The 18,253-nt window shown below is 45.3% G+C and carries 12 protein-coding genes and 1 other annotated feature; of the genes, 4 read left to right on the forward strand and 8 right to left on the reverse strand.

Going from position 1 to position 18,253, the window contains the following annotated elements; translation table 11 throughout:
• Positions 1–15 precede the first annotated feature (15 nt).
• On the reverse strand, positions 16–2,475 hold the full coding sequence (thrA, locus tag R7E78_RS06300) for a bifunctional aspartate kinase/homoserine dehydrogenase I (RefSeq protein ID WP_017821509.1): 2,460 nt from the start codon (positions 2,473–2,475) through the stop codon (positions 16–18).
• A gap of 53 nt (positions 2,476–2,528) precedes the next feature.
• Positions 2,529–2,648, reverse strand: a sequence feature (Thr leader region).
• Positions 2,584–2,661, reverse strand: coding sequence for a thr operon leader peptide (thrL, locus tag R7E78_RS06305; RefSeq protein WP_074192076.1), 78 nt, complete (start codon positions 2,659–2,661; stop codon positions 2,584–2,586). It overlaps the preceding feature by 65 nt.
• Before the next feature lie 423 nt (positions 2,662–3,084).
• Between thrL and R7E78_RS06310 the strand changes: the two genes are divergently transcribed.
• A complete protein-coding gene (locus R7E78_RS06310) occupies positions 3,085–3,555 on the forward strand; it encodes a hypothetical protein (RefSeq protein ID WP_005381821.1) in 471 nt (156 codons plus the stop codon).
• Here R7E78_RS06310 and R7E78_RS06315 read toward each other — a convergent pair.
• The gene (locus tag R7E78_RS06315; RefSeq protein ID WP_318056285.1) at positions 3,552–4,034 is read right to left on the reverse strand and encodes a putative 4-hydroxy-4-methyl-2-oxoglutarate aldolase; all 483 of its coding nucleotides are present in this window, start codon (positions 4,032–4,034) and stop codon (positions 3,552–3,554) included. The genes R7E78_RS06310 and R7E78_RS06315 overlap by 4 nt on opposite strands.
• Before the next feature lie 64 nt (positions 4,035–4,098).
• Positions 4,099–4,506 carry a DUF3293 domain-containing protein gene (locus R7E78_RS06320; protein WP_005381823.1) on the reverse strand — a complete coding sequence of 136 codons (408 nt, stop codon included), beginning with the start codon at positions 4,504–4,506 and terminating at the stop codon, positions 4,099–4,101.
• A gap of 361 nt (positions 4,507–4,867) precedes the next feature.
• On the opposite strand from R7E78_RS06320, the gene arcA reads away from it, so the two are divergent.
• Complete coding sequence (arcA, locus tag R7E78_RS06325) at positions 4,868–5,584, forward strand: two-component system response regulator ArcA (RefSeq protein ID WP_005381824.1); 717 nt, start codon at positions 4,868–4,870, stop codon at positions 5,582–5,584.
• 85 nt (positions 5,585–5,669) lie between these two features.
• Here arcA and R7E78_RS06330 read toward each other — a convergent pair whose 3' ends face one another.
• The 4 genes from R7E78_RS06330 to R7E78_RS06345 form a co-directional block, all read right to left on the reverse strand.
• The gene (locus R7E78_RS06330; protein WP_054574283.1) at positions 5,670–6,119 is read right to left on the reverse strand and encodes a hypothetical protein; all 450 of its coding nucleotides are present in this window, start codon (positions 6,117–6,119) and stop codon (positions 5,670–5,672) included.
• Position 6,120: 1 nt separating this feature from the next.
• A complete protein-coding gene (gene arcB, locus R7E78_RS06335) occupies positions 6,121–8,475 on the reverse strand; it encodes an aerobic respiration two-component sensor histidine kinase ArcB (protein ID WP_005381826.1) in 2,355 nt (784 codons plus the stop codon).
• 237 nt (positions 8,476–8,712) lie between these two features.
• Positions 8,713–10,458 carry a GGDEF domain-containing protein gene (locus R7E78_RS06340; RefSeq protein ID WP_213969655.1) on the reverse strand — a complete coding sequence of 582 codons (1,746 nt, stop codon included), beginning with the start codon at positions 10,456–10,458 and terminating at the stop codon, positions 8,713–8,715.
• Between the two features lie 35 nt (positions 10,459–10,493).
• A complete protein-coding gene (locus R7E78_RS06345; RefSeq protein WP_017633631.1) occupies positions 10,494–11,453 on the reverse strand; it encodes a TIGR01212 family radical SAM protein in 960 nt (319 codons plus the stop codon).
• A gap of 551 nt (positions 11,454–12,004) precedes the next feature.
• Between R7E78_RS06345 and gltB the strand changes: the two genes are divergently transcribed.
• Both gltB and R7E78_RS06355 read left to right on the forward strand, forming a co-directional pair.
• Positions 12,005–16,555, forward strand: a complete 4,551-nt coding sequence (gltB, locus tag R7E78_RS06350) for a glutamate synthase large subunit (protein ID WP_318057764.1) — start codon at positions 12,005–12,007, stop codon at positions 16,553–16,555.
• A complete protein-coding gene (locus R7E78_RS06355) occupies positions 16,555–18,024 on the forward strand; it encodes a glutamate synthase subunit beta (RefSeq protein WP_005381831.1) in 1,470 nt (489 codons plus the stop codon). Before gltB ends, R7E78_RS06355 begins: the two co-directional genes overlap by 1 nt.
• Positions 18,025–18,253: the final 229 nt, after the last annotated feature.

Here is an 18,253-nt window from a genome sequence, read left to right on the forward strand (position 1 = left end):
TTGAACTCATTATTGTTATACCCCTAGTTTCCAACCTAAAGTACGCATCACGTCAGAAAATACACCCGCAGCCGTTACTTCGGTGCCTGCACCATAGCCACGTAACACTAGTGGGATTGGCTGATAGTAACGGCTGTAAAATGCCAGTGCGTTTTCACCGTCCTTGATTTTATACATTGGATCGTTTTCATCCACCGCAGCGATGCTTACTGTGCACTTGCCCTCATTAATCTCACCAACGTAGCGCAGTACTTTGCCTTCTTCCGCTGCCTTTGCAGATAATTCTTTAAAGTAGGCGTCTGCTTCAGGTAAACGCGCCATAAATTCATCAACGCTACCAGAATCATCAAAACCTGGTGGCAGTGCTTGATCAACCACAACGTCTTCTAGTTCTAGAGACATGCCTGCTTCACGAGCTAGGATCAGAAGCTTACGCGCGACATCCATACCAGAAAGGTCATCACGAGGATCCGGTTCAGTAAAACCATTTTCTTTTGCGATATTAGTTGCTTCACTTAGGCTCATACCTTCATCTAACTTACCGAAGATGTATGACAGAGAGCCAGAAAGAATACCGCTGAAGCGCTCTAGCTCATCACCCGCTGAGATTAGGTTTTGCAGGTTTTCGATTACCGGTAGACCCGCCCCCACAGTTGTTTCGTACATCAGCTTGCGACGAGAGCTGCGCGCAACATCGCGAAGCTGATGGTAGTAAGCCATGCTTGCTGTATTTGCTTTTTTATTTGGTGTAACGACATGGAAACCAGCAGCTAGGAAATCAGCGTATTGATTCGCAATATCTTCACTTGATGTACAGTCAACCAATACTGGGTTGATGATGTGGTTACGTTGAACCAAAGAAATCAAACGCGCTAGGCTGAACTCTTCTGTCGCTGCCGACATACGATCACGCCAATGATCGAGTGGCAGACCTTCACTATCAAGCAGAAGACCTTTGCTGTTTGCCAAGCCACACACGCGAATAACGATGCCTTTTTCCGCAAGCTTCGCCTGTTGACGCTCGATCTGATCCACCAGCTCACCACCAACGCCACCAATACCAACCACGAATACGTCTAAGAAGTGCTTAGAGTTGAATAGGTTTTCGTGACACGCTTTGATCGCTTCAGAGATTTTATCTTCAGGAATCACGGCTGAGATAGCACGCTCAGATGAGCCCTGTGCGATGGCTACAATGTTTACGTTCACTTCAGCAAGAGATGAGAAGAAGCGAGATGCAACACCGCGCGATGTACGCATGCCGTCACCAACCAACGTTATGATTGAAACATTATCAATAAACTCGACCGGCTCTAATAAGCTATCTTTCAGTTCCAACTCAAACGCATCGGCCAGTACTTGTTGCGCTTTTGCTTTATCTTCTGCCTCAATACAGAAGCTAATGCTGTACTCAGAAGAAGACTGAGTAATAAGAACAATAGACACACCAGCGGAAGACATTGCGCCAAATACGCGGCTTGCCATGCCAACCATACCCTTCATACCTGGGCCGGAGACGTTAACCATAGTTAGGTCGTTTAGCGTCGTGATACCTTTGATCGCCAGATTGTCTTCACCAGTGTCTTGCCCAATCAAAGTTCCTGCACCTTGTGGGTTAAAGCTGTTTTTGATCAGACATGGGATGTGGAACTGTGCGATTGGGGCGATGGTTTTCGGGTGCAGAACGGAAGCACCGAAGTAAGAAAGCTCCATCGCTTCTTGATAGCTAAGAGATTTAAGTAGGCGAGCATCTTCGACTAAGCGAGGGTCACAGTTGTACACACCATCTACGTCTGTCCAGATCTCACAGCAATCTGCGCGCAGACACGCCGCAAGAACCGCCGCCGAATAATCAGAGCCATTGCGACCAAGTGTTACCAATTCACCTTTCTCGTTACCTGCGGTAAAGCCAGGCATGATGTTCACATGACCTTGAGGAAGAGGATTCTGGCGGAAGTTCTGAGTCGAAACTTCAACATCGACCATGGCTTCAAGGTGATCACCTTTTGCGTATAGGTATTCAACTGGGTCGATAAGATGTGCAGGCTGGCCTTTGGCTTCTAACACCGCTTTCATCAATTGAATCGAAACGCGTTCGCCTTTGCTAATAATACGTGCATTAACATTGTTTGGGCACATGCCAAGAAGATTGATGCCATGAACGAATTGGCGTAATTGAGAGAGAGAAGTTTTCACTTGGTTATCGAAAGCTGAACCATCGATATTGGGTAGTACTGCTTGGACTTGAGTGAAGAGCGTTTTAAACGACTCCTCCAACTCTTTGATTTGTAGTTCTGCTTCACCATTGCGCAATGCGCCTTCAATGACCGCAACCAATTTGTTTGTTGTTTTACCAGGAGCGGAAAGAACAACCGCCACTTCTTCTTGTTGAGCGTTATTGGCAATAATGTCTGCCGCTCTCAAAAAGCGATCTGCATCAGCTAGTGATGATCCGCCAAACTTCAATACTCGCATCCCTTCCTCCGGTATATCTTCTTAAATTTGTCTAAATTCTGGATAAAAAAGCATAAAAAAAGGCCTGTATCTTGTTGGATACAGGCCTTTTTTGTGAATTTCTTTCGCTCAGCAGCCTGCCCCAACATGTGTCGTGTCGGTAATAATAATGGTCGTGGTCATTACTACTAGGCTGTTAGATGGCATAAATAAATATTCAACGTTAATTGTGTTTGCTTAACTCTACGTTTACCGAGTTTCTGATACATAGTCAACAAAAAATTGTTTGTTTTTCCATCTTTCAGAGAATTCTGCTAAGCAATGTCATTGATATTTATAGTTAATTACACATTATTGATCATTTAAAAATCTACAGTTAGTTTTTGTAAAGGACTTAACCATCATCACCAGTTCGGTTTTTTATCTAATAACTAGTCTGATCTTTGCCATAAAACGTACGATCAAATAATTCGAGAGGGTTGTGACACATAACAACAACTTAACTGTGACTTATGTTCATAGGATCGAATTATTTAGAAAATAGGTGAGCTAGCTTTCATATTCTATGCTTTAATAGTCAGAAGCTTTGGGCGCATACTAATAAAAAAGTTGACACAAGGAGTGGTGAACATGAAAAGAGGGCTTTTTCTGTTGCTGTTTTTTGTGCCTGGTGTTTGTCTAGCAAACGAGCTTCCGCCGCTTCCAGGCAAAACATCCCCTTCTCCTCATAAACTATTCATTTCCAGCGACAGTTATCAGTCTGACAGTTTTGATGTTTGGAATATCGATACGGGTTACGCTTACGAACTTTTTGATTCGGTAGACGTTTATGTCGGTGCGCGAGTCAATAACTCTCCTACCAAAAATCAAAGTGGTTTTTTGAGTGGGATCAGCTATCACTTTAATGATCGTGTCACGCTGAAAAGTACAGTTCGCTCTTACAAGAACGAAACAGCGGAAGGTATTCGCCAAGACGACAGTAGCCTCGCGGCTGAAGTATCAAGTCGCGTAAAAATTACCGATAAACTGGATCTTCACGCGACTCTTGATTACCAAGATTGGCAACAAGGCTTTGAGGTTGGTTTAGGCTTTCGTTTTTAGAAGTCCAGCTTTTGCTTAGAAATCAACACACCGTTCCAGTCCGCGTAAACGTAGTGCTTAGGTTGAACGATTTGGCTTTGCATCGTTAAGGTTACGTTTACCTCTCCTATCCCGCGTTTCTCTGTTTTAAACGGGTTAGTTCCAAGAGCTTGAACGCCAATGTCCATTTGAGATATTTGTGCTACGTCGCGTATTGCACCATAGACAATGATACCTTCCCACCCATTTTCTATTCCGAGTATCGCTAATTGATCGCCGAGTAATGCTCTCTGACACGATCCATGTCCGTCAACAATCAATACTTTACCCGTTCCATCTTCGCCCAGTACTTCACGCACTTTCGAGTTATCGTGATAGCAGCGCACCGTAACGATTTCACCGTAAAAAGCGCTACGTTGACCAAAGTTCTGCAATGGTAAAGTAAGCAAGCTCACTTGGTCTTCAAATTGGTCACAAATATCGGGTGTAATGTCTCTCATATTTCCTCCGTGAATTTTCTCACCCAAGCGGTGCTTCAGTGAGCAGTATCCTTTTCTATACCTTCTATACGAGCCGAGGTTTAATGGAGCCTAACGTATGAAAAACTTTCGGCTGCGAGCACGCAATAAGATAAAGTTGGTCATTAATGACGTAATAAATCGCGTTTTGTTGAAAGTCACTCGCCAATTCAACGGCTACCTCTGGCGACAACTCGACGGCAAAGCTTTCCTCATACCATGTAAAAGCGCTATCACCTACCGTGACAGGCGCGTAATTAACGTGCTGTAGCTGTTTTTCTAACGCGTGATTGTTTATGCTGTTCTCTTCTTTGGACCTCAAGTTACTGTATGGGTTCCAAGCGGTTATCACAGCATAGTTTGAAACACGCCACTCGGCTTCGAATCTGAAAAAAGATTCTGAATAAGCATTCCATAACGATGCGTCTATGTTCTTATTACTTTTTTCTATCATAAGTCTTAAACGATTAATAACAGTTACATTTCATCAATTGATATAAATCAACAAACTGAATGGAATTAACATTTGAGCATTGTTAGCATGCTGTTAACAATATAAAATCCGCTCAATATCTTAGGGTGTTTACGTTTCAGGCCCCACTGAAAGCAGGAAATGAAAGGTAAACAAGCCCTTTAGAATAAACGTCGCCATTGGATACTGGTGAGTTGGCAAAATTCCATGGAGGGCGGATAACTGAAAGAAGTGTTTTTTTGATCAACTTGATTTATTATCAAAATCACATTACCTGTATGTTATATTTTTGCCTAGAATTTATTCTATTAGCACAATTTTGTCACAAATTTAGGTACCGCCAATGCAAACCCCGCAGATTCTTATCGTTGAAGATGAGCAAGTAACTCGTAACACTCTTAAGAGTATTTTTGAAGCAGAGGGATACGCTGTTTTTGAAGCCAGTGACGGTGAAGAGATGCACCAAGTGTTGTCTGATAACTCAGTCAACTTGGTTATTATGGACATTAATCTTCCAGGCAAGAATGGCCTTCTACTAGCGCGTGAATTACGCGAGCAAGCGAACATTGCTTTAATGTTCCTGACAGGCCGTGACAATGAAGTAGACAAGATCCTAGGTCTTGAGATTGGTGCAGATGACTACATCACTAAACCATTCAACCCACGTGAACTAACTATTCGTGCACGTAACCTACTTAGTCGCTCAATGAGCTCTAACGCGGTGCAAGAAGAGAAGCGCTCGGTAGAAAAGTATGAATTCAACGGTTGGGTACTAGACATCAACAGCCGCTCTCTAGTAAGCCCTGCTGGTGATAGCTACAAGCTACCTCGCTCTGAGTTCCGCGCATTACTGCACTTCTGTGAGAACCCGGGTAAGATTCAAACTCGTGCAGATCTTCTTAAGAAGATGACTGGTCGTGAACTTAAGCCACACGACCGTACTGTAGACGTAACGATTCGTCGTATCCGTAAGCACTTTGAGTCTGTTTCAGGTACGCCAGAAATCATCGCCACTATCCACGGCGAAGGTTACCGCTTCTGTGGCGATCTAGAAGACTAGATTTAACCGCTAATATGCAAAGGGCTTGCTCATTGAGCAAGCCCTTTTTGTTTTAGGTCTAACGACTAATGCAACATCATTGCGGTTAATAAACCTTGTTAATCTTCACGTACTTTTCGACTAACCAACGCTGTTTACCCGCATCGTCTAGAAGCACTGCGATATCAACCGATTTTTCTGTGTTCACATCAATGTGAGACGAGAACGCCACCTCCCATCGGCTTTCACTGTGCGTTCGAGTATCTAAAGACGCACTGTCCACCAACCACTCTTTTTGCCCCTGTTTAATAATAAGAGCTTCTGCCGTTAGATTTGCAGGAAGTAACTGATCTCCTTCGAGGTAAAGTGCACCTTGAATACTTTGCTCTTCCACGTCCCCAATATTCGGCATGAGGTTCACCCATAAATTACTTTTGAGCTCAACATTAACCTCATTAATCGTAATCTGACTGTTTTGTTGCCAATTCACATTTGGAACGGAACTACAGCCTGCCATCAATGCCATGACTAACGCCAATGGTGCGATTCTTTTCATGTTATTTCCTTTGTTCCAACCAACTTTTGAGGACTTGAATATCGTTTTGGTATTCATTTTTGATCTCTTCAACCCAGTCTGAAATGTTTTCCCACCATGCAGGCATATCGGGCGATTGCGCTTTTTGCGCCACACTTTGGATACGTTTCAGGCCAATTGAACCTGCAGCACCTTTGATTTTATGCGCTTCAGAAACAATCCCATCTTGATCTTTCGCTGTCATGTTCGAATCTAAGACATCGATATAGTCTGGCATCATATCTTCAAACATTTTTATGCTGTCGTAGACAGGTTTTGCACCAACAATGTCGACGTAAGACTCTAACATATCCATATCGAGCAAATGTGTCTCAATCACAGGAGAAGGCACTGGCTCTTCCACTGTTTCGGGACCGCTCACCACTTCCTTAGGTTGTTCTAACTGGTGAGCGAAGAATTTATCAATCACTGACTGAATAGCATTCACTGCCAGCGGCTTACTGATCGCATCATCCATGCCGTTATCTAAGTATTCACGACGATCTTTCATTACATTAGCAGTTAAGGCGACCAATGGAGGAAGATTGTTATAATGCTTGCGGTAATAATTGGCGACATCAAAGCCCGTCATATCAGGCAGTTGGATATCCAACAACGCTAAGTCGTATTTTTCTGGCACAAAGTTCACTAACGCTTCTTGGCCCGTCATTGCCACGGTGACAGAGTGCCCTAGGCTCTCAAGTAACGATTTAGCCACAGTTACGTTAAGCTCGATGTCTTCGACCATAAATATGTTGAGGCGCACATTGTCGCGTTTCGCATCAATGACTGGCTCAGCTAGTTCAACAATCGGAACGTGGATCGATACAGTAAAAGTGCTACCAAAGCCTTCCTCACTGGTAACCGTAATGTCACCATCCATCATATTGATCAGTTGCTTAGATACCGCCAAACCAATACCTGTACCGACCGCATGCAGGTTGTCCTTGCCTGATTTCACTTGGTAGTACATCGCAAAGATCTTATCTAGCTCTTCGTCTGGGATACCAATACCAGTGTCTTCCACTTCCATAATAATGGTCGCAAAATCGTCTTCGACATCCGCGCTCACTGTCATCACAACGCCACCTTCTTTGGTGAACTTCATTGCGTTGCTGACCAAGTTCCAAATCACCTGACGTAGACGGGTTGCATCCACTTCAATTGCTTTTGGCAAGTCGCTTAAACGTTCTAAGTCAAAGCGTAACCCTTTTTGTTCCGCCATCAGAGCAGAGATACTCTCAATCTCTGCGACGAAGTCTTCGAAGTTAAGTGGCGCAGGTAATAGTTCTAACTTACGGCGATCAAATTTATCCATATCGATAATATCGTTGAAGATGTTACCTAGAGTAATCGCACTCACATTGATGGTCTGCATGTGTTTACGCTGCTCTTCTGTCAACGGACTATCTAGAAGCATACGACTTAAGCCTACAATGCCATTCAGCGGCGTTCGCAGCTCATGACTGATGGTTGAGATGAAGGTAGTTTTGTCGCGGCTTGCTTTCTCTAACGACTCTTCATGGCGCTTACGTTCAGTGATATCACGACCGAACCCAACGAGACCAAGGTGGCGGCCATCTTTGCTGTAAAATGGCACTTTACGCAGCTCAAAGTAATGCTTGCGACCATCTGGGTATTCGAGCCATTGCTCGTAAGTAATTGCTTGATTATCGGCAAAAACCTTTTGGTCAGTATCAACGATATGCTCGGCGATTTCTTTGCTATACACATCCCAAGGGCTTAATCCGACTAACTGGTGCTCTTTCTTGCCCGTTAGCTCTTCCATCGCGCGGTTACAGCCAGAGAAAACACCATCCGCATTGCGGTAGTAAATTAAGTCTGGTGAGGCATCAATAAATGAACGCAGTAATGCGGTACGTTCTGCCAACTCTAATTGAGTACGTTCGCGTTGGAACACCTCATTTTCGAGGTCTTGCATCGCCTCTTCACGTGCTTCTTCCGCTTTAATACGCTCTTCAATTTCTTGGTTAAGCTTTTCAATGTTTTGTTGAAGTTGGTAATTCAGCTCTTGATCTCGCGAACGCATGTCCTTCAGTTTGGACACCAGCTTAGTTAAACGCTGGCGAGACTCTTCTAGTTGATCGACAACCACAGAGAGGAAGTAAACCGCCCAAGGGGTGATCAATAGACCAAAAAACACCGAACGGACAATGTCGATATCATCTACTCGCCCTTTGAGAGCTAAAGTAATCCCTACCTGCACCACAACAGCTAATGCCACCAGCGCAAGGGCTAGCAAAATAGAGAAGCGAACAATCCCCAGTTTGACTAGCAAGTCGACATAATACTGGGCGAGGTTTTTCATGGGTTTCATTAACTACTCCATGGTGGTGGCTAGATAGCGCCATTCGATGATGAAAAACAGGTAAATGCACTCGACCTAACGCAATTTAGGTCTGTTTGATTAGTGAAAAACACACGGTGCGATCTGCGCTTGTGACACGAGATAGAAAGATAAACCAACGAGCGCACAGGCTTCTGTAAGTTTAACGTGTTTAATACGGTGATTTAAACAATCAGCTATCAACTTAGAGCAAGCGGTCACAAAGCGTTAGCAAGAACTGGGGTGAATACAGGTGCGATTACGTCCATCAGCTTTAGCTTGGTATAACGCACTGTCAGCCATAGCGATGCCCATTTCGGGTTCATCACCATGCTGAGGAATGTAAGAGACCAGACCGATACTGACGGTAAGGCGTTCAGATGCTTCTGAACTGTCGTGTTCCATATCAAGCTGTAGAATTTTCTCATGAATACGCTGTGCTACGTTGCGCGCACCTTCCGTGGTGGTATTCGGCAAGATAAAACCAAACTCCTCGCCACCATAACGCGCAACACAATCCGAAGAACGATTGATGACTTGTGTAAACACGGTAGCGACACTGACTAACGCTTCATCACCTTGTTGGTGACCGTAACAGTCGTTGTAATCTTTGAAAAAGTCGATGTCACATAACATGATGGTGAGCGGCAGCTTTTCTCGAGCGTGGTGGTACCACAATACCTGCAGTTGTTCGTCGAAACGGCGTCGGTTCGATACTTGAGTTAAGCTATCCATAAAGCTCAATTTTTCTAACTCTAGGTTGGCTTTTTCCAACTTTTGTTCTGCAAGATAACGCTCAGAAATATCACGCGCCATGATCAGCACACCATTCGTTCCTGATGCTTTATCTTTAAAAGGCGATTTCACCACATCAAACCACGTACTTTTACCATCACTACTCACGACTTTATCTATGTATCGAACTGGCTCTAACTGGCGTAATGCTTCTAAGTCACTGTCTGCTAAGCGCGCGTACATCTCTTTAGGAATCACGTCTTGGAGGCGCTTACCTATCAAATCAGAAATTTTTGAAATGCCTAACGCCTTAACAAAAGGCTGATTACACGCTTGATAGACCATGTTCTCATTGAAAATACCAATAGAGTCCGGACTGGCATCCAGAATCGTTTGTAAGATAGTATCTCTTTGCGCTAGCGCCACCTCTGTATCTTTGCGACGCTCCATTTCATCTCGCAGATTCTGTTGCATCTTGTGCCATTCAGTCACGTCATGACTAATAGACAGCGTACCGATAAGCTCACCACTCGGCGAAACAAGAGAGTTTTGATTGACTTCCAGTAAGCAACTTCGACCTTGTGGATCCGTTGTCCATTTACGTTCGCTTTTTCTGGTCATCTCACCCAAGGCCTTGGATGCGCAAGCTTCTTCCCTTCGCCCTTGCCAGAATTGATCAAATGCTCGATTGGTCGTTAATAGATTGCCTTGGCGGTCTTGGGTACAAATCAGCTCTGAAAGTGAGTCTAATGCCGAACGTGCGATGATTAATTGGGCAAGTTCTTGTTGCTGCTCTTGGTGAGTGGCTTGATATGGCTGAGCATAAAGAATCCAAACTCGATGATTGCGCAATAAACTCTTTCTGCCTGACAGCTCCACTTTAATAGATTCACTATCAGATAGTCGCCAGTCAAAAGCCTGCTGACGAAAATGACGACTAGAGAAGCGATCGAGAAACTGCTCAAGCTCATGAATATCGAATAAAGCAGGATACAAATATCCCGTTCCCAAAGAGCGAATGCCTAATAACTGCATCGCAGCCCGGTTAGATAGCAAGAGCTGAGCATGGCTAGTGTCCACCACTATGACTGGATAGGGAGAATCCGTTACTAGTTGCTTAAGTGACGTCTGAAAGTGCAAATAGATCAGTGCTAACGCGCACACGCCTGCGATTAACAACAAGACGACATAGCCATAACCGCCTTGACCACCCCAAAGCCAATTGAGTAACTGATCCATCGTTTAAACCTTCAAAGAACACTGGTTAAAATATATCAGTTATTTATTGAGCGATCTGCTATTAATTCCGGTTTAGTATAGATAAAGGTATTCCCCGTAAGACTCCCTTGAGCACCATGAGCACTGAGATCTCGACCAATTTCCGTCATCGCTAGCCAACGGTTTTCACACCACAGAGGCGATAATAACGTGGGCCTCCTGGCTGCTGATGAAACGCGATGATAAATCACATCTGGTGGTGTCATACGAATCATTTCACTGGCGATCGCAACATATTCTTCTAATTCAGGGGCTTCTAGCTTTCCAGCACGCCAAGCTTTCGCCATGGTGCTACCTTCGACAATATGCAAGCCATGTAACTTGATGCCATCCGTTCCCACGGCCAACACTTTTTGCAGCGTTTCAATATTTTCGGCGCGGGTTTCTTTGGGTAAACCCACAATTAAGTGAGTACAAACCTTGATTCCGAGTGTTCGCGCACGCTTAGTGATTTCGGCATAACACTCAAAGTCATGACCACGATTGATACGTTTTAGGGTGTCATTGTTGGCGGTTTGAAGACCTAGTTCTAGCCAAATTTCATAACCTTGCTGTACATAGCCCGACAGTAAATCCAATACCGCATCAGGGACGCAATCAGGACGCGTCCCCACACAAAGACCAACCATGTCTGCAGCCTTTAGTGCTTCCTCATACATGTTTTTGAGAACTTGTACTTCGGCATAGGTACTGGTGTAGGCCTGAAAATAAGCGAGATACTTCTTCGCTCTGTGAATTTCACCTGCGCGATCTTTTAACTGTTCGTGAATGCTTTTTATCTGGACTTCTTCATCTGCAAACGAAGCAACATTGCAAAATGTACATCCTCCCCGACCAATCGTGCCATCGCGGTTAGGGCAACTAAATCCACCGTGCAATGTTAACTTATGAACCTTTTCACCGTATCGACGCTGAAGATCTTGGCCGATTGTATTGACCAACTCATGTAACTGCATAAATTCTCACCAACAATAAATCGTAATCAATCTCACTACGATCTGTGTAAATAAATTACATCCCTGCAAGAAAAAACACACAATATTAATCAATTCAAACACCCATCATGCGGGTCAAAATCAATAAACTTGCATAATTAAAGACAAAAATCGTTCATGTTGCGTAAATGTTAAACTAAAAATGCATAATTAAACGAAAAAATTGGGTCACAACGCCGAGTTTTTCATTGCATTCTGAAGTGACAAAATTGTAGGATACTTACACAACCCCGTTATTTTTGTGACTTTTATTACAAAGCACACTGCGGGATTTGTCGGTGTTATCCCACTCCTACCTATATAAATCACTAGATAGTGATAATAAATAAAGGGATACCACCAAGGATTGTTTTTCTCGCAAAACTTTTCCTGCGAGATACGGAAAGGAATCAAGACCGGTCAACCTAGATCGGTGGCGATAATAAATATAAAGGACAAGACGTAATCAATAGTCTAGGTAGTATTTGCTGCCCGGTACTTTTGCGTCGACATTGAACTGGAAGGATGTATCTATGGTAGATAGAGAGCAAAATCCACAGGGTCTGTACACTCCGGAACTGGAGCATGACGCTTGTGGTATCGGTTTTGTTGCTCACCTTAAAAACCGTAAATCTCATGAAGTAGTGACTCAAGCATTGGATATGCTGGCTCGCATGGAACACCGTGGTGGTCAAGGTTGTGACCCATGCAGCGGTGATGGTGCGGGTATCTTGCTACAAAAACCTCATGAATTCCTATTAGAAGAAGCCGTTAAGCTAGGCATTAAACTGCCTTCGTTTGAAAAGTATGGTGTTGGTGTCGTTCTTTTCCCGAAAGACGAATACAAACGCGAGCAATGCCGTGACATTCTAGAACGTAACGCACAACGTCTAGATCTTGAAGTTATCGGCTACCGCGTATTGCCAACCGATAACTCAATGATCGGTGCAGACCCACTAAGCACAGAGCCTCAGTTTGAGCATGTGTTTATCTCTGGTGGCCCGGGCATCACACCTGAAGAGCTAGAGCGCAAACTGTACGTACTTCGTAACTATACTGTACGTGTTTGCCTAGAAAGCGTTTCGAACATTGGTGACGACTTCTACATTAACTCCATGTCTTACAAGACATTGGTGTACAAAGGTCAGTTAACTACCGAGCAAGTACCTCAGTACTTCCTTGATCTACAAAACCCGACCATGGTGACTGCACTGGCACTGGTACACTCTCGTTTCTCTACCAATACCTTCCCGAAATGGCGTCTTGCACAGCCTTTCCGTTACATTGCCCACAACGGTGAAATCAATACAGTTCGCGGTAACTTGAACTGGATGAAAGCCCGTGAAGCAATCCTAGAATCAGACCTGTTTACTCAGGCTGAAATCGACATGCTTCTTCCCATCTGTCAGGAAGGCAGCTCGGATTCATCTAACTTCGATATGGCACTTGAGCTCCTAGTTCTTTCTGGTCGCAGCCTGCCACACGCATTGATGATGATGATCCCGGAAGCATGGCAAGAAAACAAAAACATGGATCCTAAACGTCGCGCGTTCTATCAGTACCACGCGAACATCATGGAACCATGGGATGGTCCTGCTTCAGTATGTTTTACTGATGGTGTTCAAGTTGGTGCGACACTAGACCGTAACGGTTTGCGCCCTTCTCGCTACACAGTGACCAAAGACAACTTCCTAGTGATGGCATCTGAATCTGGTGTTGTGGATATAGAACCAGAAAACGTTGAGTTCCGTGGTCGCCTACAACCGGGTCGTATCTTCGTTGCAGACCTAGAACAAGGTCGAATCATCTCTGATGAAGAAGTGAAAGACACCATCGCAACAGCGCAGCCTTACGAGAAGTGGGTAGAAGAAAACCTACTGAGCTTGAAGAAGCTGCCAGATGCGAGCAACCAGTTCAGCCAACCTAAGCCAGAACACCTTCTACACCGCCAACAAGCGTTTGGCGTAAGCACTGAAGAAGTGAACGAAATCATCGTTCCAATGGCGAATGACGCGAAAGAACCATTATCAGCTATGGGTGCCGACTGGCCTCTTGCGGTTCTATCTCATCAGTCTCAACATCTTTCTAACTACTTCAAGCAGCTGTTCGCACAGGTAACCAACCCACCGATCGACCCGATCCGTGAGCGCATGGTTATGTCGCTGAACACTTACTTGGGTAAAGACCAAAACCTTCTGACTGAAACACCACTTCACTGTCAGAAAGTCGAATTAGAATCGCCGGTTCTAGCCAACTCTGAGCTTGAAAAACTGCGTGCGATCGATAACGAGCACCTACAAGCGAAAACGTTGGATATCGTATTCCAAGCTAGTGAAGATCAAGGCAAGCTTGAGCGCGCACTAAAACGTATCTGCCAATACGCAGAAGACGCGGTTATCGATGGTTACTCAATCATCCTACTCACTGACCGCGCAGTGAATTCAAACCACGCGGCGATCCCAGCAATGCTGGCAGTTGGCGCAGTGCACCACCACTTGATCCGTAAAGGTCTACGTGCGAAGTGCGACATCGTGGTTGAAACTGGTGACGCGCGTGAAACGCACCACTTTGCAACGCTACTTGGTTACGGTGCGAATGCGGTTAACCCTTACCTAGTGATTGAAACCATCATTGAACTTCAACGTACGAAGAAGTTGGATCCAGAAGCGAACCCTCGTGATCTGTTCAACAACTACCGTAAAGCGATCAATGGCGGTCTTCTGAAGATCTTCTCGAAGATGGGTATCTCAACGCTACAGTCGTACCATGGTGCGCAAATCTTCGAAGCATTGGGTATCCACAAATCCGTGGTCGACAAATACTTCACAGGGACGGTTTCTCGTATCCAAGGTCTAACCCTTGATGATATCGCCAAAGAAGTACTTATCCGTCACCGCATCGGTTACCCACAACGCGAAATCCCAATTCAAATGCTGGATGTTGGTGGTGTTTACCAATGGAAACAGCGTGGTGAGAAGCACCTATTCAACCCAGAAACCATTTCTCTACTGCAAGAGTCTACGCGCAACAAGAACTACGATCAGTTCAAGCAGTACGCGACAGCCGTAGATAAACAAGGTGACAACGCAGTAACTCTGCGTAGCCAGCTAGAATTCATTAAGAACCCAGCAGGTTCTATCTCTATCGACGAAGTCGAACCAATTGAAGGCATCGTGAAACGCTTCGCGACCGGTGCAATGTCATTCGGTTCTATTTCTTACGAAGCACACTCCACACTAGCTGTTGCGATGAACCGTCTTGGCGCGAAATCGAACTCTGGTGAAGGTGGTGAAGATCCAATGCGTTTCGAGCGCAAAGAGAACGGCGATTGGGAACGCTCTGCAATCAAACAGGTGGCTTCTGGTCGTTTCGGCGTAACCTCTTACTACCTAACTAACGCTGAAGAACTGCAAATCAAAATGGCTCAAGGTGCGAAGCCAGGTGAAGGTGGTCAGCTACCAGGCGATAAAGTAGATGACTGGATCGGTGCAACGCGTCACTCGACTCCAGGCGTAGGCCTTATCTCGCCACCGCCACACCACGATATCTACTCAATCGAAGATTTGGCTCAGCTTATCTACGACTTGAAGAACGCGAACCGCGCGGGTCGCGTAAACGTGAAGCTGGTATCAGAAGCAGGCGTAGGTACGATCGCTTCTGGTGTAGCGAAAGCGAAAGCGGACGTTGTACTAATCGCAGGTTTCGACGGTGGTACTGGTGCATCACCAATGTCTTCAATCCGTCATACCGGTCTTCCTTGGGAACTTGGTTTGGCAGAAACGCACCAAACGCTACTGAAGAACGGTCTACGTAACCGTATCGTGGTTCAAGCAGATGGTCAGATGAAGACACCTCGTGACCTTGCAGTGGCAACACTACTTGGTGCAGAAGAATGGGGCGTGGCAACCGCAGCATTAGTGGTTGAAGGTTGTATCATGATGCGTAAGTGTCATAAGAACACTTGTCCTGTTGGTATCGCAACTCAAAACAAGACGCTTCGCGAGCGCTTTGATGGTCGCGTTGAAGACGTCGTAACCTTCTTCCAATACATGGCACAAGGTCTACGTGAAATCATGGCTGAACTTGGCTTCCGCACTATCGATGAAATGGTCGGTCAAGGTCAGAAGCTGAAGATTCGCCAAGACGTTTCTCACTGGAAATACAAGAACCTAGATCTGTCTCCTGTTCTCCACGTTGAGCAACCACGTGAAGCTGATGGTGTATTCAACCAAGCTCAGCAGAACCACAACCTAGAAGAAGTGCTAGACCGCAAGCTGATTCAAGCAGCGATTCCTGCACTCGAGAAAGGCGAAGCGGTGAATGCCGAGTTCCCTATCGTCAATACGGACCGCTCTGCAGGTACCATGCTGTCGAACGAAATCTCGAAAGTGTACAAAGATGCGGGTCTACCTCAGCCAATGAATGTGAAGTTCAAAGGTTCTGCGGGTCAGTCATTCGGTGCATTCCTCGCTAAGGGCGTGAAGTTCGAAGTAGAAGGCGACGCGAACGACTACTGGGGTAAAGGCTTATCTGGCGGTACGTTAGTACTTTACCCAGATGCGAAATCAAGCATTGTCGCGGAAGACAACATCGTGGTTGGTAACGTGTGTTTCTACGGTGCAACTTCGGGTGAGTCTTTCATTCGCGGTATGGCTGGTGAACGTTTCTGTGTTCGTAACTCAGGCGCGAAAGTAGTAGTAGAAGGCGTCGGTGACCACGGTTGTGAATACATGACTGGCGGTGCAGCAATTATCCTTGGTTCAACAGGTCGTAACTTTGCCGCAGGTATGAGTGGCGGCGTGGCTTACGTATGGGATAAATCAGGTGACTTTGAGTCAAAACTGAACCCAGAGCTAGTAGACCTAGATCCAATCGAGCAAGAAGACAGAGATCTATTACTCGACATGCTAACTAAGCATGTTCAATTCACAGGAAGTGAAGTCGCTCAGTCTTTCCTAGACAACTTTGAAGCAAGCCTAGCCTCTATGGTTAAGGTAATGCCGCGTGACTACAAAGCGGTTCTTCAAAAGCGTAAAGCTGAAGCACAGTCTCAAGGAAACGAAACTCAAGTGGAGGCCGTATAATGGGTAAGCCTACTGGATTTTTAGAGCATGGTCGTGAACTACCACAGAAGATCGACCCAGCTGAACGCATCAAGAACAACAAAGAGTTCGTCCTGAACGAGGAGTTTGGTGACAAAATCAATACTCAAGCTTCTCGTTGTATGGATTGTGGTGTGCCGTTTTGTCATAACGGCTGCCCTATCGGTAACATCATCCCAGAGTTTAACGACGCGGTTTATCGTGATAGCTGGGAAGAAGCATGGAACATTCTAAGCTCAACCAATAACTTCCCAGAGTTCACTGGTCGTGTTTGCCCTGCTCCGTGTGAAAGTGCTTGTGTACTTGGTATCAACCAAGATCCAATCACTATCTGTAATATCGAGAAAACCATCGTGGAAACGGCGTATCGTGAAGGGTACGCCAAACCAAAAACACCACGCTCTCGAACTGGCAAAACCGTTGCGATCATCGGTTCGGGCCCTGCTGGCCTTGCGGCAGCAGAGCAGCTAAACAGCGCTGGCCATACTGTGACGGTATTCGAGCGAGACGAGAAAGTAGGCGGTCTGCTACGTTTTGGTATCCCAGATTTCAAACTGGGTATGGATGTGATTGATCGTAAGATCAACCTAATGGCAGAAGCGGGTATTGAATTCAAAGTTAACCAACATGTTGGTGTTGATGTGAATGCTCAGCAGCTGCGTCAAGAGTTCGATGTGGTTCTACTAACCGGTGGCTCAACGGTTCCACGTGATTTGCCCGTTCCGGGTCGTGAACTAAAAGGCGTTCACTTCGCGATGGAATTCCTAGGTCAAAACAACCGTCGCGCCAATAACATGGACCTGAAAACGGAAGAAATTCACGCTGCGGGTAAACATGTTGTGGTTATCGGTGGTGGTGATACGGGTTCAGACTGTGTGGGAACATCAAACCGTCACGGCGCAGCAAGTGTAACTCAAGTGGAAATCATGCCGATTCCACCAGAAAAGCGTCCTGCCAATATGCCTTGGCCTCAATATCCAATGATCCTGCGTACTTCGACATCTCATGAGGAAGGTGTCGATCGTCACTGGAACATCCTCACCAAAGAGTTCATCGGCAATGACAAAGGTGAAGTTACTGGTCTTCGTTTGGCTGATATCGTTTGGCAAGATGCGAAACCAGGCGAGCGTCCAGGCTTCAAAGAAGTTGAAGGCAGCGAGCGAGTGATTCCGTGTGATATGGCATTTCTAGCGATGGGCTTCCTACACCCTGAACCAACAGGCGTACTTGCTCAACTGGATATCGCACTAGACGATCGCGGTAACGTAGCAACTCAAGATTTTGCTACTAACCAAGAAGGCGTATTTGCTGCTGGTGATATGCGAACAGGCCAATCTTTGGTGGTTCGTTGTATCAATGAAGGCCGCGAATGTGCCCGTGCTATCGATGATTACCTAATGGGTGGCACAAACCTAGAAGCAAAAGCAGATTCACTGATGCTTTCTGCTTAACGAAGCAGTCATGCTTCTCTCTTTCAATTGCCTAATAGCCATCAGCAATATCGATGGCTATCGGTGAAGAAAGAAAACAATTCCTTCCAATCTTTCTATTTTGACCAGCATTTTATGCTGGTCTTTTTTATCTCCCACAGAATCAAATGTTACTTTTTTGTAACAATCAATTTTCTATCTATTTGAAATTATTAAACTATTTTAGCTTATTAAATGGTAAATCGTATAT

The organism is Vibrio sp. YT-19(2023), assembly GCF_033337395.1.